Raw genomic sequence first — 20,136 nt, 5'->3', positions numbered from 1 at the left:
GGTGGCACGTTGCAGCGGCGGCATTTGTCTGCGGTGGGGCCTGCGACTGCTGCCGACGGAGGAGGCGCAAACCGGAAGAGCGGGCAGGCGGGGTCTGCCGGATGCAAAAAAACAGGCCGACTGTGCAGACGGCCTGTTGGGTCGGACAGCATCTGTCCTGTTGATTTACGATATTCTTCCGGAGGATGTCTCCGGCAGCGTACCGTCGAACCTTCCGGACAATGAGGCAGTGTTTTACAGCGCAGCTTTGCCGCCCCGCATCATATGGCGGCATACGCCGTGTTGCTGCGGCAGTGCCGGAGGGACAGCGGTCATGCTTTTGCTTTGCGCTTTTCCCACAGCTTCATGTCTTTCATTTTTTTGCGGCGTTCACGCTGCAGTGTCTTGCATACAAGCGGCAAATTCTTTTTATAGCCCCACTTTTCACGGTATTCCGCAGGTGTCAGGTCGTGGGTGCCAAGGTGCTTTCGGGTCAGTATCTTGAAGGTTTTTCCACATTCAAGACAGGTAATGGATTTTTCCTTGATGGCTTTGGCCGGATCGGCCGCAGGCTCCGCTTCCTGCGGTTCGATATTGCCTTCGGTAATCTGCTGGATGCTCTGTGCGAGCTTAAGAACCATGGAGTTTATTTCATCCTCGGTCATGGTACGCACACTGGCCTGTGCCTTTACAATCTCCAGTGCCTGTTTCAGGGCTTCATCCATGGGGTGCTCTCCTTTCTTAAAAAAATGTCACTGCTGAAGCAGCGCACGTGCTGATGAAAGTATTAGATTGTGAGCCATATATTGCACTACATGGATGGATTGTGCAACAGGCGGAAGATATTTTGCCCTGCTTCTGTAGTAAAAAACCATTTTTGAGACAATTATTTTTACATCAAATGAAAATGATATGCATGAAAGGCAATGCCTGTCCTGCTGAAAAGTGCATGGTCATGCGTGTAAACAACAGAGACAGGGAAGAGCACGAAGAAGAGAGCGATGGTTATGGTTCTGTCTGCCATGCATTGGTGCTGGTGTGCAGAAACTCGTGTCCTTCACCGGGGTACAGCCGTCTGTGGTCCGGGGCTGCGGGGGTGGCTGCCGGCCAGTGCCCCTTTTGCGGGTACGGGCCTTCCAGCGTTACGGCAGAAGGTTCGGCGGCGGTAAGCCGCGGGTGGGCGACGATATCAACAGCCTGCACATAACAGCTGAACTCGATGGCAATGCCGTTGGGGTCGAAGGAATAAAGAGAGTGGATGAATCCGTGGTCCACCAGTTCTGAAACCCAGAAACCTGCCGCATCAAGACGGTCTTTCAGTTCCCACAGGTCGTCGTCGGTTTCCACCCCTATGGACACATGGTCAAACCCCGCCGGTCCGGGCGCCGGATAGCCGTGATCTTTTTCTTCGCACGGGGTCACGCCGTCCCACTCAAAAAAGGTGATCATGCTGCGGTTGGCAATGTGCAGAAAATACTGGCGGTAGCCGGGTTTTCCCAGCCCGGCAACTATGGGCATCTCCAGCAGGTCGCGCCAGAACCTGATGGTGGTATCCATGTCTCCGGTCACAAGGGCAAGGTGGTTTACTCCGGTATAGCGGGGCATTGATGCTCCTGCGGGGCCGCCGCGTTCCGGCGGGCAAAATGTGCGGCACATCGGGCGGAGCATCGCAAGGTCCGCACCGGTGCACGGGGTCAGGGCAGGTCTTTCAGCGCGTCAATTATCAGGCCCAGATCCGGCCGTTTGTTGATGTCGCTTATGATGGCCGCGGCTATGCGGCCCTGCTTGTCCACCACAAATATGGCGCGTTCGCTCACGCCTTCGGGCCGCAGCACTCCGTAAGCGGCGGCGGTGGCGCCGTGTGGCCAGAAGTCGGACAGCACGGGAAACCACAGGCCGCCCATCTGCTGTATCCATGCATGCTGCGAGGGGGTATTGTCCGCGGATATGCCCAGCAGCACGGCATCATGCCGGTGGAAAAGTTCGCGGGCGATATTGTAGCCGGGCCACTGGTCGGAGCAGACGGGCGTGAACGCGGCAGGCACAAAGGAAATGACCACGTTTTTGCTGCCGCGGAATGATGAAAGCCTGACTTTGGTCCCGTCCGTTGCGGGCAGTTCGAAATCCGGCGCTGCGTCGCCCTTGTGCAGCAGGGGTACAGTGGCCACCGGCTGCAGGGTGCCCATGTCGTAGACATCGGGCTGATGCGGGCCGTGGGCCGCGGCACGGAGCGGCGCGGCGGCAATGGCGAAAGCACACACGACGGCCACGGCCAGAATGCCCGCAAAGCTGAACTGGCGCATGTTGATATTCATGACGGTTACTCCCTGCCGGTGAGGGAACGCAGCGTCTGCAGCATGTCATCCACCGACTGCATGCGTCCCGTGTGCGAGTAAATGACGCGGGGTTTACGGTCTTTCAGCGAGATAAGGTAAAAATGCGGTGTTGCCGTTTCGCCGGTCTGTTTGTGCAGCTCCAGCTCAGGGTCTGTGAACAGTGCAAAGGGTACGCTGTACTTTGTGCGGAAAAAATCCACTTCGAACTGCGAGTTGCCCGCACCCAGTCCTATGACGGCAATGGTGCCGTCCAGCCCTTCCTGACGGATGGCGGTGTGCAGTCTGTTCATGTTTTCAGCTTCTGCCTGACAGAACGGGCAGTACATGCTGAAAATCTCCATAAGTACAAAAGGCGTTCCGATGCCGGAAAGAACAGGAGCCTGACCGGATTTCAGTCCCAGTTCCTGCTGTTGCTGCGGGGTCAGTGTGCCGGTGAGCGGGATGTCCGGAAAACTGTCGCCGGACTTGAGGGGGTGGGCCTGGGCGGCTGCCGTCAGCAGCAGCGCGGCCAGCAGCGCCGCGCACAGAGTCCGGCCGTAAAAAAGAGAACGATGCATGTTCACCTGCCTTGCGTTGGAGCATCCGGATTCATGCCGGAGCATGAAGGTTTTTGCTGTATTGAACATGCATCAATTGACACGGCACCGCAAGGGGCGGACGGACGGGTGCCCCGCGGTGTCCGGCGGGGTTATATCTGCCGCGGGTCAAGCCGCATCCATGTGAGCTCGTGTTTGTTGCACGAAAGATGCACAAGACGCGAACCGGGAATGGCGGCGAACTGCCGCGCCGTTTCGTGGTCTGTCTCGCCCTGAAACTTCAGCGTGCAGACGAAGTTGCGTACCGAACCCAGCTCAAGCCAGCGCGCCACCATGGCCAGCAGTCTGTCGGGGTAGCAGATGACGTCGCAGCACAGCCAGTCCACATCGCCTGCGTGGCGCGGGTCCAGCCCGAACGCACTGCCGGAGCAGAAGTCGATGTGCGGATGCGCGGCAATGTGCGGGGCAAGTGCCGCCTTGTCCACACTGAACACGCGGGCCCCGCATTGTGCCAGCACCCAGCTCCAGCCGCCGGGGCTGCTGCCCAGATCGAGGCACAGCTCGTCTTCCCGCGGTCTGCATCCCGTTATGGTGAAAGCTTCCCACAGCTTGAGATAAGCGCGGGTGGGCGGAGTCTGCCTGTCTTCTTCAAAAAGTACCTCGCCGTCGGCAAAGGCGCTGGTGCAGGCTGCGGATGCAAGTATGGTGTCCGGTTCCCACAGAGTCCACGACCCCAGCGGCGCCCGGGGTGCCTCACTGCCGAAGACCACCGGCTTTGCCGAGACATGCGGCAGAGACGACTGGATGAGCTTTGCCCTGCCATGGTTGCCGCCGGCCGCACACAGCGCCCAGTTACGCTGCCTTTGCCGGAGCTGCCGCGCACCGTCCTTTATGGAACTGATGGTGATGAACTCCGGTTCGAGCCAGATGTTCTGTGCCCATGCAGCATGAACAGCGGCCCCCTGCGCAAGAACCAGCCTGTCGCGGATCTCTGTTACATGTACTCCGGCATGGCCGAGTTCCTGCAGCAGGTCTTCCGTGTAGCCTTTTGCGGCCAGATACACTGTCCGGCGTGTCATTTTTCCTCCGATTGTTGCTGTTGCCGCGCGGGTGGTAGCGCAGGCAGCCTGTTATGGCAAGTGCGCCCGGATGCGGCGCTGTTGTGCGGTGCCGGTGTGTGGTGTATGAAATATGCCGCTTTGTCCGGCTGCACCGCCATGCCGTGCGGCTGCCGTAACTGTCCTGCAACAAGGTGTTGTCATGTCTCTGCCCCGCGGCCATGCCCGTTTAGGAACAACCCTGCTGCGTCTGGCCCCAGTACTGGTGCCCTGCGGCGTGCTTTTCACCGGCGGCTTTGCGCTTACTCTGGCGCAGTCGCTGGGGTATGCGCTGCCGGTACCCGCGCCGGAGGGGCAGCCGTCTGCCGCGGCATACCGTATGCTGCTGCAGCCCTATTACCTTGCTTCGTTTCTGCTTTCCGTAAAAGTGGCCTTTCTGTCCGCAGCCGTATCCGTGGTATGCGGTGCCCTGCTGGCGGTGGGGGTGTGGCGTCTGCCGTACCGTCTGCAGCAGGCCGCCGTGGTGTACAAAGTGCCGCTGATTCTGCCGCATGTGGCTGTGGCGTTGCTGTGCCTTGTGTTCTGGTCGCGTTCGGGGCTTGTCTCCTCTCTGGCATGGCAGACGGGCCTTGTGACGCAGCAGGCCGATTTTCCCGCCGTGCTGTACGGCGGCAGCGGGCTGGGCATGGTGCTGGCCTATGTCTATAAAGAAATTCCCTTTGTCATGCTCATGTCCTATGCCGCGCTGAAACGGCTGGACCATCGGCTGCTGGACACCGCCGCCATGCTGGGGGCGGGGCGGCTTCTGACATGGCGTTCCGTCATTTTGCCGCATCTGGCGCCTACGCTGCATCCCGTATTTATCATTTTGTTTCTTTTTGCCTTCGGCGGGTTCGAGGTGCCGTACCTGCTGGGCGAAAGCAATCCCGGCATGCTGAGTGTGGAGATTTACAACCTGTATTTTCAGCGGGGGTTGGCCCGCCGCCCGGAAGCCATGGCGGTGCTGACGGTCATGTTTCTGTTCTCTCTTGTTTTTGTGGCGCTGTACAGCCGGCTGGTGCGTCGTTTCGGACTGGGGGAACGCAAACTGTGAAACAGGTATTTTTTGTTTTTCTGGTATTTTTTTTCGGTCTGCCTGTGGTTGTGCTGGCACTGTATGCCGCGGCACCGGGCTGGAGCTGGCCGCATCTGCTGCCGCAGGATTTTTCGGCACGCGCAGTACAGTACCTGTGGCAGCAGCGGGCGGAAATAGGCAGACACATAGGCACGTCGCTGTGGTATGCCCTGCTGACAACGGGGCTGAGCTTTGTGCTGTGCCTTGCTCCGGCGCGGCATTTCGCCCGGTGCACGTTCAGGGGGCGGGCCCTGCTGGAAGCTCTGCTTCTTGCGCCCGCGCTGGTGCCGGTGATGACATTCTCCATGGGAGTGCACCATGTCTTTATCATCACCGGTCTGGCAGATACCGTCACCGGCGTGGTGCTGGTTCTTACCGTGTTCTGTTATCCGTACATGCTGCGGGCGCTGACGGCCGGTTTTGCCTCGTTCGGCGAAGGGTATGACCTGTGTGCGCGCAATCTGGGTGCCGGATGGTGGCTGCGGCTGACCCGCGTGGAACTGCCGCTGCTGACTCCTGCCGTGGTTGCCGGAGCCTCCGTTGTTTTTCTGGTGGCGTTTTCAGACTATTTTCTGGTGTTTCTTATCGGCGGCGGGGTGGTGCCTTCATTCACGGGCTATCTGTTTCCGCTGCTCGCTTCTTCTGACAGGGCGCTGGCATCGGCGTTGTCACTGGTGTTTCTTGTTATTCCCGTTGTTCTTTTTGTTCTGGTGGAACTGCTTGTGGCGCGTGTTTACCGCAGACGCGGCATGTACTAGCCGCTTTTGCCGGCGTACGGCTTGGCATACGCTGTTGTCCGCGTTAGAATGCGGCAGTGTGTCCGGTGTTGTCCTGCCGGGCAGACAGATGCAGGGAGTGCGCTATGACAACGGATGATGACGGCGGACGGAACGGAAGCCGCGATGACGGGACCTGCCCCGTACCGTCCCGGCCTTTTTCGCTGCGCAGTCTGCAGCACGGCTGGCGGACTTTGCGGTCGGGGCGTCTTGCCAGGCTGGACAGCCATCTGCCCATGCTGCTTATGGCTGTGCTGGTGGGGGTGCTGGGCGGATACGGCGCGGTGCTGTTCAAGTTTGTCATCAAAGGTGTGCAGTTTCTTTTTTACGGAAACACTGCGGACTTTCTTGAATTTCATGACTCGGTGCCGTACTGGGCGGTCATTGCCGCTCCTGCCGCGGGCGGGCTGGCGGTCGGCTATCTTGTTTCGCGTTTTGCCCGCGAGGCGCGGGGGCACGGCGTGCCGGAGGTAATGGAGGCCATTGCCCTGCATGACGGGCGTATCCGCAAGCGGGTGGCGCTGGTCAAGATTTTTGCCTCGGCCATCAGCATAAGTTCCGGCGGCTCGGTGGGGCGCGAAGGGCCCATCGTGCAGATAGGGTCGGGCATAGGGTCCACCGTGGGACAGATGCTCAAAGTGGGCAGGCCCCAGCGGCGTACTCTGGTGGGCTGCGGTGCTGCCGCGGGCATCGCCGCCACGTTCAACGCGCCGGTGGCCGGTGTGCTGTTCGCCCTTGAACTGCTGCTGGGTGATTTCGGTCTGGCGGCGTTTTCTCCCGTGGTGCTTTCATCCGTGGTTGCCACCACCATTTCACGCCATTATTTCGGCGACTTTCCCGCGTTTGTGGTGCCCGGCTACGAAGTTGTCTCGCTGTGGGAGTACGGCATCTATCCTTTTCTGGGCATTGTGTGCGGCGCGGTGGCGGTGATTTTTGTGACGGTGCTGTACCGTACTGAAGACCTGTGCGAGGCAGTGCGCCTGCCGGACCCGCTCAAAGCCTGTCTGGGCGGAGCCGCCGTGGGGTGTATGCTGTTGTGGTTTCCTCATGTTTTCGGTGTGGGATACGGCGGCATCAACCTTGCCCTGCAGAACGGTCTGGGGTGGCAGATGATGCTGCTGCTTGTGGGGGTTAAAATCATCGCCACGTCTGTAACCATCGGCAGCGGTGGGTCCGGCGGGGTGTTCGCTCCTTCGCTTTTCATAGGTTCCATGACCGGTGGTTTTTTCGGCTGGGCCGCGGGGCAGCTTTTTCCCGGTATAACGGCATTGCCGGGCGCATATGCGCTGGTCGCCATGGGCGGTCTGGTGGCCGGCACCACCCACGCTCCCATTACAGCCATTCTGATTATTTTTGAACTGACAGGCGACTACCAGATAATTCTGCCGCTTATGGTCACCTGCATACTGGCCACCGTGACGGCTTCCACTCTGAAAGACGGCTCCATTTATACCATAAAGCTGCTGCGCCGCGGGGTGGATATTGCCGGCGGCATGGAGCAGAACCTGTTACGCAGTCTCAAGGTGGGCGAATTCATGCGGGCGGACCCGCCCACCATATGGGAAGGCACGCCGCTGCATGACGTGATTCTGGCTTTTCGCCAGCGTGATGTCTCGTACCTGCATGTGGTGGACAGGGAGGGCGGACTGAAGGGCATTATTTCGTTCCGCGACCTGCGTGCAGTGCTGGCGGATGAATACCCGGCGCGCCTTGTCATTGCCGGCGACATAGCAACCACGCGTCTTGTCACGGTGACGGAGGGCGATTCCATACAATGCGCGCTGGGGCGGATGAGCCGCAGCGGCATAGCCCAGCTGCCGGTTGTGGAACTGGGGGATGCCCGCCGGTTGAAAGGCATACTGAGAGAAAAAGATGTCATTCATGCCTATGATATGGCTGTGGTGCGGCGTCAGATGGAGCATGGTGCCCCCTAGTGCTCCGCCGGACGGTCTCTGCGTGGCGGCTCCGCGCGGGCGCCGCTTGCGCGGCCGGAATTTTTGCGCCTGTCGTTTTTAACGTAACGTGCCGAAATGTCCGTAATCCTGTCCGCAAAGGGTGCCGGAATAGTGACCGAAACCGGTGGCAAAAAAGGACTCTGACCGGAATTTTGTCTTATTTCCCGCACTCATGACTTGTCTGTGCAGCAGGAAAAAATATCCTTTGAGCGGTCGCACAGTGCGCTTGCCAACCGGCGCCCGAGTGTCTATGCAAGAGAGTTCACGCTTCAACGCTAAAGAGGATTCGATCAACCATGCCGCACAAAGGTCCCCACATTTCCATTTCTTCGGAATTTCTGGTGAACAGGGTGCTGCGGATACCCCTCGACGAGTTCGAGGACTGGCCGGAAGCCGTGCGCGAACTGGCCATGGAACTTGCCGAAGAGCTGTTCCTTGTCCGTTATAACCCGTTCATCGATGCTGCCACCGTACGCACCAGCGTGCAGGGAAAGTGGGAGAAAGCGTCGCCTGCTCTGGCCCATCATTACGCCAACACGCTTGGCGAAGGGCTGACCATGTTCTGGAGCGCCTACGACGCAGACATGGACTACCGGCAGGATCTTATCAGACGTCTTTCCCAGATTCTTCCCAAAGACAATATAGATACGCGGCCCAACTCGCTGGTGGAAAGCTCCACCGATGCCACCGACCTGCGCATGGAACTGCCTTTGCTGGTTGTTTCTCCTTCTTCCGCCGAGCAGGTAAGCGCCGTGGTGCGTCTTGCCAACGAGATGAAGTTTGCGCTTATCCCGCGGGGCGGCGGTTCGGGGCTGACCGGCGGCGCCGTGCCCGCACGCAAGCGCACCGTGGTCATGAGCCTGCAGAAGCTGTCGCGCATCCGCTATGTGGACACCGGTTCCATGGTGCTCTGCTGCGAAGCCGGTGTCATTACCTCCGAAGCCATCGAAGCCGCCGGACGCGAAGGCGTGCTGTTCACCGTGGACCCCGCCTCCAAGACGGCTTCCACCATCGGTGGAAACGTTTCGGAAAACTCCGGCGGGCCGTTTGCTTTTGAATACGGCACAACGCTGGACAACCTGCTGAGCTACCGCATGGTGACCCCCACGGGCGAGATAATCGACGTGGAGCGCAAAGACCATCCCCGTCACAAGATAATGGAAAACGAGACGGCGGTTTTTGAGGTGCGCGATGTAAGCGGCGGGGTGCGCAAGGTGGTGACGCTGCGCGGCGACCAGATACGCAAGGCCGGTCTGGGTAAAGACGTGACCAATAAAACGCTGGGCGGTCTGCCGGGTGTGCAGAAAGAAGGCGTGGACGGCATCATCACGGAAGCCTGTTTTGTTCTGTATCCGGCACAGAAACATTCGCGCGTGCTGGTGCTGGAATTTTTCGGGCGCAGCATGCAGAACGCCATGCAGGTTATCAAGCAGGTGGTTGCACTGCGCGACGATATCCGCGTCAAGGGCGACCTTGTAAAGATTTCCGCGCTGGAAGAATTCGGCCCCAAATATGTTGAAGCCATTGAATATCAGAAAAAGTCAGCGCGGTACGAAGGCACGCCCATATCGGTGCTTATCCTGCAGCTGGACAGTAACAACGTGGATGCGCTTGAACAGTCCGTGCGTGACGTGGTGGACATATGCGGGCCCTACGACAATGTGGATGTGTTTGTGGCGCGCGACGCCAGAGAAGCGGAACTGTTCTGGGAAGACCGGCACAAACTTTCGGCCATAGCCCGCCGTACATCCGGATTCAAGATCAACGAGGACATTGTCATCCCCATTGACAGTATTCCCGATTTTTCGCTGTTTCTGGAGCAGCTGAACCTTGAATGCACTGCGCAGGCTTTCCGCACTGCATTGCAGGAGGCAGGACGCCTGCAAGGCATGCCGCTGGAAGACAGAGAGTTCAACAAGGAATTTTCCTTTGCTTCAAAGGTGGCTCAGGGCAAGGTGCCGTTTTCCGAAATTTCCGATCAGGAAATGCTCGAAAGAGCCACGGCGTTTTTTGCCCTGCTCAAGGAAAATTACCCTTCGCTGGGCAGAAAGCTGGACCGTATTGTCGCACACATGCTGGCCACGCGCATTGTGGTGGCCAACCACATGCATGCCGGCGACGGCAACTGCCATGTGAACATTCCTGTGGATTCCAACGATGCCATCATGCTGCACAATGCGGAACAGGTGGCCGAGCGGGTAATGTCCAAGGCGCAGGAGATGCACGGCGAAGTCTCGGGTGAGCACGGTATAGGCATCACAAAGATCAAGTTTCTTTCGCGCGAAAAGATGGAAAGCCTGAAAGAATACAAAGACCTTGTGGACCCGCGCAATATTCTGAACCCTGCCAAGCTGACGCAGTATGAAACGCCTGTGAAGCCGTTCACCTTTTCTTTTAACAGGCTCATTCAGGATATTGCGGGCAGCGGCCTGCCTGACAAGCAGCGTCTTATCAACCTGCTGACCAATATTCAGGTATGCACGCGCTGCGGCAAATGCAAAAACGTATGCCCCATGTTCTATCCGGAACGGGACCTGCAGCACCACCCGCGCAACAAGAACATCAGTCTCGGGGCGCTCATCGAGGCCATTTATTATTCGCAGGTCAACAAGGGCAAACCCGATTCGTCGCTGATGGCTTCTCTTAACAGGCTGATGGAGCACTGCACCGGATGCGGCAAGTGCACGGCGGTCTGCCCTGTGAAAATCAATTCGTCCGACGTGGCGCTGCATCTGCGTTCGTTTGTGGAAGAGGAAAACGGCGGTTTTCATCCCGTTAAAAGCAGGGTGCTGAACTATCTGGCAAATGATCCTGCCGCGCGTGTGCCCAGAGCGGCCAAGGCTGCTGCTTTCGGACAGAAAATGCAGAACCGTGTCCTCGGTCTGGTGCCTGCCGGCTGGCGGCAGCGCGCGGAAAGTCCGTTGTTTTCCGCACCGGGGCCGGAACTCGGCTACCAGAATCTTGCAGAGGCTCTGCGGCTGGACAAAGGGTCCATTTTTGTGCCGGAAGGCCCCTCCAGAACCGGCGGCAGCGTGACGGAGGCCGTGTTCTATTTTCCCGGCTGCGGCGGCAGTCTTTTTTACCGCAACATCGGGCTGGCGGGACTCATGCTGCTGCTCAAGGCCGGTGTGGCCGTTGTGATGCCTCAGCGGCATCTGTGCTGCGGGTATCCGCTGCTTGCCGCGGGACAGAGCGAACAGTTTTCCCGCAACCGCGAGCGTAACATAGAGGCCATGCGTTCCATGTTTGATCTTGCGGCGCAGCAGGGCCTGACGGTCTCGCACATTATCACCGCCTGCGGTTCGTGCCGCGACGGTATCACGCGTTACGGTCTGGCGGGGCAGCCCAATACGGAACTGCAGCACAAGGACCTTGTGCAGTTGCTGGTGGAACGGCTGGAACCTGTCCGCTCCGCTGCAGGACGGCGCCTTCTGTACCATTCTTCCTGCCATGCTGAATGGACGGGGGTGCACAAAGGCAAGGCCGGCGGCATCTACCGCGCCGCACTGGAAGCATTCACCGGTGCGCAGGTGCAGCTTACCCCCGGTTGCTGCGGCGAGTCGGGCATGGGTGCCATGACCAGCCCGACCATCTACAACAGGCTGCGCAGCCGTAAAAAATCCCGTCTGGAAGCAGATCTTGCTGGGTATGATGCGCAGGCTCCCGTTGTGGTGGGATGCCCGTCGTGCAAGGTGGGCATAGCCAGAACGCTGATGGAACTGAAAGACAAACGTCCCGTGCTGCACACCGTGGAGTGGCTGGCAGAGTCGCAGGCAGGGGAAGACTGGCGCAAACAATGGCGCAAGCGGCTTACCGCATCGCAGGATGGCGGACCGGTGCGCATGGTGGACGAGCAGGACTAGCGTCCGGTCAGCGTTTTTGCGGTGAAACCGGAGTATATCAAGGCGCACGGAATATTCCGTGCGCTTTTTTTTTGTGCCGTGCCGGCAGGTTGTCTTGTTTCCGCCGGGCAGCAGGGCGCCCGCCGCGTGTGGTTTTCTGCACCCCGTAAGGCCGTCCGTGTCTTTGTGCATGCGTGGCACCGGATGTGCCGCAAATGCCGCATACGGAGAACGGCGGAATGCCTGTGCACGGCGGCAGATGATACGCTGCGGAGCCTTCTGCGGGCAGTTGTGTGCCCTGGATGCAGTTGCCGGGCTTCTGTGGACGACAGTGCTGCAACCCGTTATACACATCGCACAATCAGCCATCATTTTTTGGCGCGCGGCCTTATCCGCGCAGGGCGTATTGCATGAAATATCTGGGTATTGATTACGGGACACGGCGTACCGGCATAGCTGTTACAGACGGCGCCGGCATGATGGCCTTTCCGCGGCGGACTATTGTAATGAGCACTCGTGATGCTTTTTTTGCAGAGCTGCTGTCGGTGGTGGAGGAAGAGCGTCCGGCCGGTGTGGTGGTGGGGTTGCCGCTGCTTGCCGGCGGTGAAGAAACGCTGATCACCCGTCAGGTGCGGAATTTTGTGGCACGGTTGCGCAGAAGAAGCAGCCTGCCTGTCTATCTGGTGGCGGAAGAACTCAGTTCGTTCGAGGCGGGTGAAGACCTGCGCGAGGCGGGGTTATCATTCCGTGAGCGTGAAGCCGTGGTGGATCAGCAGGCCGCAGTGCGTATTCTTGAATCGTTTCTGAACCTGCCGGAAGACCGGCGTATACCTTTGGAAGGATAATGAACGAGAACCCGCAGCAGGAACCGGCAGAACGGCATCCGGCGGCATCTTCCGCAGATGGCGCGCCGGAGCAGGACAACTCGGATGCGGCTCGCGGCGGTGCTGTGCGCCTGCGGCGCAGATTGCGCGTGCTGCCTGCCGCGGCGCTGGCGTTGCTGCTGGCCGTGGCGGTCTATGTGGTTCTGGATGCGTGGATGTTCATGACCACGCCGCCGGAAAAGAACGGGCGCGATGTGACCGTGCAGATACGGCCCGGTTCGACGTTTATCCGTGTGGCGTGGCAGCTCAGGCAGGCCGGAGCCATAACGGATGTGACGCGGTTCCGTCTGCTGGGCATGTACAGAAAGCAGACCGGAGCCGTACACGCGGGAGAATTTCTGGTGAATACCGGCTGGACCCCCGGCAGGGTGCTGGACGCCGTGGTGAACGGCACGCCGGTGGTTCATCCGCTGGCGCTGCGCGAAGGTTTGCCGTGGTGGGAGGTGGCCCGTCTGGTGGAACAGGGCGGTTTTGCCCGGTATGAAGATTTCAGGGCGGTTATCCACGATCCGGAATTTCTCGGGCACTGGAAAATCCCTTTCGATTCTGCAGAGGGCTACCTTTTTCCGGAAACGTACATGCTGCAGCGTCCGCCGGAGATGAACAGGGCTTCCGCCCGTGCCGTGGCGGATATGCTGGTGAGTATGTTCTACCGCAAGTCTGCATTGCTGTGGTCCGCACAAGCGCCGGAACACGAAGCCGGTGTCCGGCAGGATGAACCTCAGCCGGAAGAGCTGGGAAGGCTGGTCATTCTCGCCTCGCTGGTGGAAAAAGAAACCGGACTGCCTTCCGAACGCGAGCGCATAGCCGGTGTGTATGCCGCGCGCCTGAGGCGGGGCATGCTTATGCAGTGTGACCCCACTGTCATCTACGGGCTGGGAGAATCCTTTGACGGCAACCTGACCCGCACTCATCTGCGCGATGCGGAAAATCCCTATAATACCTACCGGCATAAAGGCCTGCCGCCGGGCCCTATCTGCTCTCCGGGGCTGGATTCCCTTGCCGCGGCGCTGCGGCCGGAACAGCACAACTATCTGTATTTTGTCTCGCGCGGCGACGGCTCTCATCATTTCAGCAGTACGCTGACAGAGCATAACCGCGCAGTACGCAAGTATCAGCTGGGCAGATAGGCGGTACCCTTTTCTCCCGTGTTCTGCGCGGGAGATTTTGTTTTTTGCAGCAGAGTACCCCGATTTTCTCTCTTGTTTCCTGCCGGATTGCCGGTTGCGTGTGCGACTGGTGAAAGGCGGCAGCTTTTGCGGCGGCTCCCGAAGTGAAGGAGACGGCACGGACACTGCGGATGCACCGGATGTATGCTCCTGTTGAAAAAGAGACTCGCAAAAAATGTGTGCTTTATGTATAAGCGGGGAAATATGTCCGTCTGCAATGCACTGACCGGCCCGTCACAGAGAGGGCTGCAGTCTGCCGGCAGCTCTGCTGCATTTGCATGCAGTGCATGCCGCATGCCGTCAGGTAAACTGAAGGCGGACAGGAGAACTTTACTGTAAGGAGATACTTATGACAAAATGGCTGCAACTGGCTGCTGTTGCCTGTGTTATGCTGTTTGCGCTGGGGCTTGCGGGCTGCAGTGAAGAAGGACCTGCGGAAAAGGCCGGTAAAAAGATTGATCAGGCCGTGGAACAGGCCGGAGAGCAGATGCAGGATTTGAAAGACAAGGCCAAGAAGGCTTTGGAGTAAAAGAGAAAGGGCCGGAAGCGCAAGCTTCCGGCCCTTTTCTGTCGGGGCCGGTGCCAACGGGCAGGAAGCACCGGCAGGCAGAGGATGATTCCGCAGCCGCCACGGGCAGGAAGCGGTTGCGGGTGACGGCGATCCTCTGTCGCCGTCCGGGTGCAGGCCCGGAGAGGAACACTCGTCAAGCCTGTTGAAGAGTGTTTGCAGAAAAATGTGACCTGCGGCGCGGTCTCCGCTGCTGTCGTTGCGGGCGTATGCCGTATGCGACCGGCATTGCCGCGGGTGTTTCAGGCGCCGGACATCCGGAGGTCTTTCCTGTTATAATAGCATGTATTGTGCCACATTAGTAATATGCTGCTTTATTTCCCTTTTTTATTTGAGAAAAAAGGCGCAAGACGCGTATTGCAAAGTTTTGATACATTCAGTATGTCTCGAATTCATATGATTTGAAACATACCGGTCCGCGTGTCTGCGGTATCCGGGAAATGCGGGGGTATAGCTGTGAGTGATCGGACTGCAAAAGGCACGGCTTCTGCTGGTGTGACGCCTCTTGTGGAGGGGCTGTTTGCCATGTCGGTGGAGGCCGGGCCGCTGCTCGATACCATTCCGCTGCCGCTGGCGGTTATTTCGCCGGAGCGTAAGGTATTGTTTATAAACGAGGCCGCGCAGGTGCTCACCGGTTTTTCTCTGGAAGAAGCCCGCGGTCTGCACTGCATGTATGTCATGCGCAGCAGCCTGTGTCCGGACAAGTGCCCGCTTGCCAAGGTGGAAGATACGGGTGCCGCTGTCTGTGTCGATGCCAACATAGTCAGCAAGGAACGCAGGAAGATTCCTGTGCGGGCCACTTTTGCGCCGGTGCTTGCGCCGGACGGGAGCATTGCCGGTTATGTGGAGGCGCTGGAAGACATACGCATCCTGCAGGAGCTTGAGATAAAGCAGGGCTGGTCGTACGGTTTCGGCGACATGATCGGGCATAGCCACGAGATGGAGCGCATTTTTCAGATGGTGCCCGGCATTGCCCAGACAGATTCATCCGTGCTGGTGACCGGTGAGACCGGAACCGGCAAAGACCTGCTGGCGGAGGCGATTCACAACGCTTCTGCCAGAGCCAAGGGGCCGTTTGTAAAAGTCAACTGCGGAGCGCTGCCCGAAACGTTGCTGGAGTCGGAGTTGTTCGGCCATAGCAAGGGGGCGTTCACCGGTGCCACGGAAAGCAAGCCAGGCCGGTTCCGCATGGCACACAACGGCACGCTTTTTCTGACGGAAATCGGTGATCTGCCGCTTTCGCTGCAGGTGAAGCTGCTTACTTTTCTGGATGACAAAGTCATTCATCCGCTGGGCAGTACCAAAGGGGTCAACGTGGATGTGCGCATAGTGGCGGCCACTCACAGGGATCTCAGGCAGATGGTGCGCGAGGGCAAGTTCCGCGAGGATCTTCTGTACCGGCTCAATGTGGTTCGTTTTCATATGCCCCCCCTGCGCGAGCGCGGTGAGGACATTAATCTTTTCCTGAATCACTTCGTGCATGTGTTCAGCGAGGAATTCGGCAAGAAAGTTACCGGATTTTCGCAGGATGCGCTGTATTTTCTGGAAAATTACGCATTTCCCGGCAACGTGCGCGAATTGCGCAATGTTGTGGAATACTGCGTCAACGTATGCGGTCAGGAAACCATAGAGGTGGAGCATCTGCCGCGGTATCTTATGGAGCAGCCGGCTGGTGTGCCTGCCGGAACGGGATACGGCGTGCAGCCTGCCCCCGAAGCGCCCCCCGCGGGTATGATGCCCCCGCCCGGCATGCCGGCACCTGTATCTTCTGCGGCGTCGGGCGCCGTCAACTGGGCCGACATGGAGCGCAAGATGATTCTGGACGCCCTGCTGCAGGCCAAGGGGCGCAAGAACAGGGCTGCGGAGATTCTGGGCTGGGCACGTTCCACACTTTGGCGCAAGATGAAGCATTACGAAATAGAATCCTCCTGATACGCAGGAGGTATAAGGAGACCGCCGGATGGTGGCCTCGGGGGTGGTGTCGGACTATGAATAAAAGGATACTGGTCACGCTGCACGGCAGCGATGTGGCTCCGCGGTTTGATCTGGCGACGGAAATCTGGCTGGGCCGTACCGGCGGGCGCAATCTGGTGGAGGAAGAACGCACCATCGTGCTGCCGCATGCTTCTGCCGAAGAGCTGTGCCACCTTATATTGCGCGAACATGTGGACGTGGTCATATGTTGCGGGATAGAAGAAGAATACTATGAATACCTTCACTGGAAGCGTATTGAGGTATATGACTCCGTGGTCGGCAGGCGCAGAGATGTCATAAACGCCTATCTGGCCAGAACGCTCCGTCCGGGGGCGGTTCTCGTTCCGCGTGACGAATAAGGAATAAAGGGGTTGCCATGGAGCAGCAACACTGCAGCAGACAGGGCTGGCTCGTCCGGCTGTTTGACCCGCTGGGCGGCACACAGTCGTCGCAGAGGTATTATTATCTGCGGCGCAATATTATCATTCTGATTGTGTCCGTCTCGGTGGTGCCGCTGGCGCTGATGGCTGCCATAAACTTTTTCATGTATCAGGATTCGCTTAAAAATCAGGCGGAAAGCCAGGTGCGGACCCTGATAAACAAGACACGCCATTCATTTGAGCTTTTTCTGCATGAACGGCTGGCTTCCGTGGCTTTTATAGCCGGAGCCTATACCTACGATCAGCTTAAAGATGAAAAAGCCCTGAACCGTGTGTACCACGCCGCCAAAAAAGAACTGGCCGGCTTTGTGGACTTCGGGCTTATAAACGCCAACGGCACGCAGGTAAGCTATGTCGGTCCGTATGATCTTAAAAACAAAGATTATTCCGGTCAGGACTGGTTCCAGCAGGTCCGTGTGCGCGGCACATACATCAGTGATGTGTTCATGGGATACCGCGGTATCCCGCATGTGGCCATAGCAGTGGAACATCTGGACGAAGACGGTGCGCGCTGGGTGGTGCGGGCCACCATCAACACCGACCGGTTTGAAGAACTCATAGCCGCCATGGGGCTGGGCTCCCAGTCCGACGCTTTTCTTATCAACAGGGCCGGTGTGATGCAGACCGACTCGCGGCATTTCGGCAAGGTGCTGGAAAAGGCTGCCATAACGGTGGGGCCAGGCACGCATCAGCCCGAAGTGGTGGAAAGCACCGGACTGAACGGGCAGAAGATTTTTGTGGGGCATGTGAATTTCGGCAATCCGGAGCTGACGCTTGTGCTGGTGCAGCCCATAAGTGTGGCATACAAGGCGTGGAACAAGCTGCGCATGGAAATGCTCACGTTATTTCTGGGCAGCACGGTGCTGATTGTTTTTGTGGTCTGGGCTCTGACGGGCGTGCTGGTGCGCCGCATACGCGAAGCGGACGACAAGCGTGCGGCGGCGTTCCGCGAGGTGGAGCATGCGCACAAGCTGTCTTCCATCGGACGGCTGGCTGCCGGAGTGGCACATGAAATAAACAACCCGCTTGCCATCATCAACGAGAAAGCAGGGCTGATGAATGACCTGATGGAGCACGGAAACGATGAGATCATCAGGGCGAAATTTCCCGAGCTTGTGGCCTCTGTGCTGCAGTCCGTTTCGCGCTGCCGCACCATTACGCACCGGCTGCTGGGCTTTGCCCGCCGCATGGAAGTGCAGGTCGAACCGCTGGACGTCAACGAGATTGTGCGCGAGGTGCTCGGTTTTCTGGAAAAAGAGAGCCTGTACCGCAATATCAGTCTTGAACTGAATCTGGATGACGATCTGCCGCGTATTTCATCCGACCGCGGACAGCTGCAGCAGGTTTTTCTGAATATCATCAATAACGCCATAGCGGCAGTTGATAACGGCGGCAGGGTGCAGATAACCACCCGCTCCGTCGATCTGGATACCGTTGCCGTGCTGATAACGGACAACGGCGTGGGAATGTCTGATGAAGTGCTGAGTCATATATTCGAACCCTTCTTTACCACCAAGGGTGCGGAAGGCACCGGTCTTGGACTGGCGATCACCTATGGTATCGTGCAGAAGCTGGGCGGGCGCATTGCGGTTGCCAGCGAGGAAGGCAAGGGATCGACGTTCACCATTGAACTGCCCAAGCGTGCAAAGCCGCAGGAGGAGTCTTAGGCGATGTCTGAGCTGAAGGTGCTGCTGGTTGACGATGAAATTGAATTTGCCGGAACGCTGGCTGAGCGGTTGCGGCTGCGCGGATTGCAGGCCGATGTGACCACCGACGGGGAAGAGGCGCTGCGTCTTGTTACCGCGCACAGGCCGGACGTTATGGTGGTTGACGTGATGATGCCCGGCATGAACGGGCTGGACGTGTTGCGGCAGGTGCGCACAAATATGCCCGATTTGCCCGTTATCCTGTTGACAGGAAAGGGCTCTACAAGGGATGGAATTGAAGGCATGAGGCTGGGGGCGTTCGATTATCTGGTCAAGCCCATCAGCATTGACGACCTTATAGGTAAAATTCACGAAGCCGTTAACGGCGCCTGATGCTGCCCGTCGGCAGGTCGCGCGGACAGGTGCCGGCTCGTGAAAACGCGTGCCGTGTGGCAGGCACGGTACCGTAAACGGGAGGGCTCATGACGCATGAGCAAGACAAGGCGGCGTACATGGGGCGCATAACCGCGGCCCTGACGCATGAAATGCGCAATGTGCTGGCAACCATGCGCGAGTCGGGCGGGCTGCTGGAAGATGTGCTGATGATGCACAAGGAGGATTTTCCCAGACGGGAAATCTTTGAAAAAAGTCTGGGGCGTATCGGCACGCAGGCAAAGCGGGGTATGGACATATGCGCTGCTCTTTCGCGTCTGGCCCACAGCCCCGACACCCCTGTTGCCACACTGAATGCAGCCGAATGGCTTGATTATTTTGTTTTCATCTGCAGCCGTTTTGCACGGCTCAAAGAGATTTCGCTTGCCCACGGGATGACTCCTGCGGGCATTTCTTTTTCCACCGATCCCGTACAGTTCCAGATGGTGCTTTTCCACGTGATGGATGCGCTTTTCGGGGTGCTTCCTGCTGCTTCTTCCGTCACGCTGACGGGCGAGGCTGCGGGCAGTGGGCTTACGGTGCGTTTCAATGTCAGCGGCGGTCCCCTTCCGCAGCCTGACAGCTCTCCCGAACTGGCACTGGCTCAGTCTCTTCTGGCCGGTGCCGGCGGTTTTCTGCGGTCTGATTCATCAGTCGGACAAATCGAAACGTTTTTTGCGTCTTAAAATGTATTAAATCGTATCTGGCTTGGGCGCCATGATTGATTTATTTTGTTTCATCATAGTGTGTGCTTTTTTTAACAATCGGTTTAATGTACCAAGATAACTACTCACTCTCTGTTGGCACGTTCCTTGCCTTTATTTTCACAAAGACAAGGAACGATTCATGCGCAGATACACAAGCTGTCTGGAAATGCCTTCATCCTTACCGTGCCGCGGCACGGCATTGTATGCATCCGGCGCTGCAGGTTTGCAGGGCGCCCGACCGGATTCATACACCGTGGCGATGCTCCGGGAGGGTCAGGCATGAAAAACGCTGTGGTGGCTGTGTATGATTCCGACCGGCAGTTTGCGGACAACCTGACCGGAAGGCTGGCGGAGCTGGGCATAGCCTGCACCGTCTGCCGCAGTCTGGACGAGGCGCGCATGATGTTGTTTGCGCCGGAAACAGACGTGCTGGTTTTCGGCACGGAAGAGGTGGGGTCCGAGGTGATGCGGTTTCTGACCCAGGTGGGTCGTCCTGATGCCTGCGCACAGGTTATCTTGATGGTACGGAAAAATCAGGTGCGACTTTCCATTGAAGGCATGAAAAACGGAGCCTTTGATGACATCTATATCCCGTTTGCGCTGGATGCGCTGCTTGTCAGGCTGTCTCTGGCAGTGGGACAGGCAAAGCTTGCCAGACGCCGCAGACAATGCACAGGCGTGCAGCAGTCCGGCAAAGGCAGCCCGCAGGGGCGCGGTTAG

18 protein-coding genes are annotated in these 20,136 nt (G+C 58.4%); 13 read left to right on the top strand and 5 right to left on the bottom strand.

Going from position 1 to position 20,136, the window contains the following annotated elements:
• Nucleotides 1–311: 311 nt before the first annotated feature.
• The 5 genes from H586_RS0115530 to H586_RS0115510 form a co-directional block, all read right to left on the bottom strand.
• Nucleotides 312–704 carry a Ros/MucR family transcriptional regulator gene (locus H586_RS0115530; protein ID WP_011366448.1) on the bottom strand — a complete coding sequence of 131 codons (393 nt, stop codon included), beginning with the start codon at nt 702–704 and terminating at the stop codon, nt 312–314.
• A 280-nt stretch (nt 705–984) separates the two neighbouring features.
• Nucleotides 985–1,584, bottom strand: a complete 600-nt coding sequence (locus H586_RS0115525) for a VOC family protein (RefSeq protein WP_027182493.1) — start codon at nt 1,582–1,584, stop codon at nt 985–987.
• A gap of 89 nt (nt 1,585–1,673) precedes the next feature.
• Nucleotides 1,674–2,294 (bottom strand): peroxiredoxin, encoded by a 621-nt coding sequence (locus tag H586_RS0115520; RefSeq protein ID WP_027182492.1) that lies wholly within the window; start codon nt 2,292–2,294, stop codon nt 1,674–1,676.
• A 5-nt stretch (nt 2,295–2,299) separates the two neighbouring features.
• On the bottom strand, nt 2,300–2,872 hold the full coding sequence (locus H586_RS0115515) for a peroxiredoxin family protein (protein ID WP_027182491.1): 573 nt from the start codon (nt 2,870–2,872) through the stop codon (nt 2,300–2,302).
• A 131-nt stretch (nt 2,873–3,003) separates the two neighbouring features.
• A complete protein-coding gene (locus H586_RS0115510) occupies nt 3,004–3,930 on the bottom strand; it encodes an SAM-dependent methyltransferase (RefSeq protein ID WP_027182490.1) in 927 nt (308 codons plus the stop codon).
• A 181-nt stretch (nt 3,931–4,111) separates the two neighbouring features.
• On the opposite strand from H586_RS0115510, the gene H586_RS0115500 reads away from it, so the two are divergent.
• The 13 genes from H586_RS0115500 (at nt 4,112) to H586_RS0115425 (ending at nt 20,136) form a co-directional block, all read left to right on the top strand.
• Nucleotides 4,112–5,002: an ABC transporter permease gene (locus H586_RS0115500; RefSeq protein ID WP_011366453.1), complete on the top strand. Its 891-nt coding sequence runs from the start codon at nt 4,112–4,114 to the stop codon at nt 5,000–5,002.
• On the top strand, nt 4,999–5,781 hold the full coding sequence (locus H586_RS0115495; protein ID WP_027182489.1) for an ABC transporter permease: 783 nt from the start codon (nt 4,999–5,001) through the stop codon (nt 5,779–5,781). The genes H586_RS0115500 and H586_RS0115495 overlap by 4 nt, the downstream gene beginning before the upstream one ends.
• 104 nt (nt 5,782–5,885) lie before the next feature.
• On the top strand, nt 5,886–7,733 hold the full coding sequence (locus tag H586_RS0115490; protein ID WP_027182488.1) for a chloride channel protein: 1,848 nt from the start codon (nt 5,886–5,888) through the stop codon (nt 7,731–7,733).
• A gap of 317 nt (nt 7,734–8,050) precedes the next feature.
• Nucleotides 8,051–11,617, top strand: a complete 3,567-nt coding sequence (locus tag H586_RS0115485) for an FAD-binding and (Fe-S)-binding domain-containing protein (RefSeq protein ID WP_027182487.1) — start codon at nt 8,051–8,053, stop codon at nt 11,615–11,617.
• 389 nt (nt 11,618–12,006) lie between these two features.
• On the top strand, nt 12,007–12,441 hold the full coding sequence (gene ruvX / locus H586_RS0115475) for a Holliday junction resolvase RuvX (protein WP_011366457.1): 435 nt from the start codon (nt 12,007–12,009) through the stop codon (nt 12,439–12,441).
• A complete protein-coding gene (gene mltG, locus H586_RS0115470) occupies nt 12,441–13,610 on the top strand; it encodes an endolytic transglycosylase MltG (RefSeq protein ID WP_081701875.1) in 1,170 nt (389 codons plus the stop codon). Before ruvX ends, mltG begins: the two co-directional genes overlap by 1 nt.
• Before the next feature lie 388 nt (nt 13,611–13,998).
• A complete protein-coding gene (locus H586_RS0115460; RefSeq protein WP_011366459.1) occupies nt 13,999–14,178 on the top strand; it encodes a hypothetical protein in 180 nt (59 codons plus the stop codon).
• A gap of 495 nt (nt 14,179–14,673) precedes the next feature.
• The gene (locus H586_RS0115455) at nt 14,674–16,149 is read left to right on the top strand and encodes a sigma-54 interaction domain-containing protein (RefSeq protein WP_011366460.1); all 1,476 of its coding nucleotides are present in this window, start codon (nt 14,674–14,676) and stop codon (nt 16,147–16,149) included.
• Nucleotides 16,150–16,205: 56 nt separating this feature from the next.
• Nucleotides 16,206–16,550: a NifB/NifX family molybdenum-iron cluster-binding protein gene (locus tag H586_RS0115450; protein WP_011366461.1), complete on the top strand. Its 345-nt coding sequence runs from the start codon at nt 16,206–16,208 to the stop codon at nt 16,548–16,550.
• A 17-nt stretch (nt 16,551–16,567) separates the two neighbouring features.
• Nucleotides 16,568–18,298: a sensor histidine kinase gene (locus H586_RS0115445; protein WP_011366462.1), complete on the top strand. Its 1,731-nt coding sequence runs from the start codon at nt 16,568–16,570 to the stop codon at nt 18,296–18,298.
• Between the two features lie 3 nt (nt 18,299–18,301).
• Nucleotides 18,302–18,670 (top strand): response regulator, encoded by a 369-nt coding sequence (locus H586_RS0115440; RefSeq protein WP_011366463.1) that lies wholly within the window; start codon nt 18,302–18,304, stop codon nt 18,668–18,670.
• 89 nt (nt 18,671–18,759) lie between these two features.
• A complete protein-coding gene (locus H586_RS0115435; protein WP_011366464.1) occupies nt 18,760–19,395 on the top strand; it encodes a sensor histidine kinase in 636 nt (211 codons plus the stop codon).
• A gap of 300 nt (nt 19,396–19,695) precedes the next feature.
• A complete protein-coding gene (locus H586_RS0115425; RefSeq protein ID WP_011366465.1) occupies nt 19,696–20,136 on the top strand; it encodes a DNA-binding transcriptional response regulator in 441 nt (146 codons plus the stop codon).

Origin of the sequence: Oleidesulfovibrio alaskensis DSM 16109 (genome assembly GCF_000482745.1) — a bacterium.
In the GTDB taxonomy this organism is placed as follows: Bacteria; Desulfobacterota; Desulfovibrionia; order Desulfovibrionales; family Desulfovibrionaceae; genus Oleidesulfovibrio; species Oleidesulfovibrio alaskensis.
The sequence above is the reverse complement of the archived record's forward strand: the minus strand, read 5'-3'. Positions and strand labels throughout refer to the sequence as shown.

Excerpts from the sequence above, each read along its gene's own strand:
- H586_RS0115530 (WP_011366448.1), bottom strand. The coding sequence starts at position 704 with ATGGATGAAGCCCTGAAACAGGCACTGGAGATTGTAAAGGCACAGGCC.
- H586_RS0115525 (WP_027182493.1), bottom strand. The coding sequence starts at position 1,584 with ATGCCCCGCTATACCGGAGTAAACCACCTTGCCCTTGTGACCGGAGAC.
- H586_RS0115520 (WP_027182492.1), bottom strand. The coding sequence starts at position 2,294 with ATGAATATCAACATGCGCCAGTTCAGCTTTGCGGGCATTCTGGCCGTG.
- H586_RS0115515 (WP_027182491.1), bottom strand. The coding sequence starts at position 2,872 with ATGCATCGTTCTCTTTTTTACGGCCGGACTCTGTGCGCGGCGCTGCTG.
- H586_RS0115510 (WP_027182490.1), bottom strand. The coding sequence starts at position 3,930 with ATGACACGCCGGACAGTGTATCTGGCCGCAAAAGGCTACACGGAAGAC.
- H586_RS0115500 (WP_011366453.1), top strand. The coding sequence starts at position 4,112 with ATGTCTCTGCCCCGCGGCCATGCCCGTTTAGGAACAACCCTGCTGCGT.
- H586_RS0115490 (WP_027182488.1), top strand. The coding sequence starts at position 5,886 with ATGACAACGGATGATGACGGCGGACGGAACGGAAGCCGCGATGACGGG.
- H586_RS0115485 (WP_027182487.1), top strand. The coding sequence starts at position 8,051 with ATGCCGCACAAAGGTCCCCACATTTCCATTTCTTCGGAATTTCTGGTG.
- ruvX (WP_011366457.1), top strand. The coding sequence starts at position 12,007 with ATGAAATATCTGGGTATTGATTACGGGACACGGCGTACCGGCATAGCT.
- mltG (WP_081701875.1), top strand. The coding sequence starts at position 12,441 with ATGAACGAGAACCCGCAGCAGGAACCGGCAGAACGGCATCCGGCGGCA.
- H586_RS0115460 (WP_011366459.1), top strand. The coding sequence starts at position 13,999 with ATGACAAAATGGCTGCAACTGGCTGCTGTTGCCTGTGTTATGCTGTTT.
- H586_RS0115450 (WP_011366461.1), top strand. The coding sequence starts at position 16,206 with ATGAATAAAAGGATACTGGTCACGCTGCACGGCAGCGATGTGGCTCCG.
- H586_RS0115445 (WP_011366462.1), top strand. The coding sequence starts at position 16,568 with ATGGAGCAGCAACACTGCAGCAGACAGGGCTGGCTCGTCCGGCTGTTT.
- H586_RS0115440 (WP_011366463.1), top strand. The coding sequence starts at position 18,302 with ATGTCTGAGCTGAAGGTGCTGCTGGTTGACGATGAAATTGAATTTGCC.
- H586_RS0115435 (WP_011366464.1), top strand. The coding sequence starts at position 18,760 with ATGACGCATGAGCAAGACAAGGCGGCGTACATGGGGCGCATAACCGCG.
- H586_RS0115425 (WP_011366465.1), top strand. The coding sequence starts at position 19,696 with ATGAAAAACGCTGTGGTGGCTGTGTATGATTCCGACCGGCAGTTTGCG.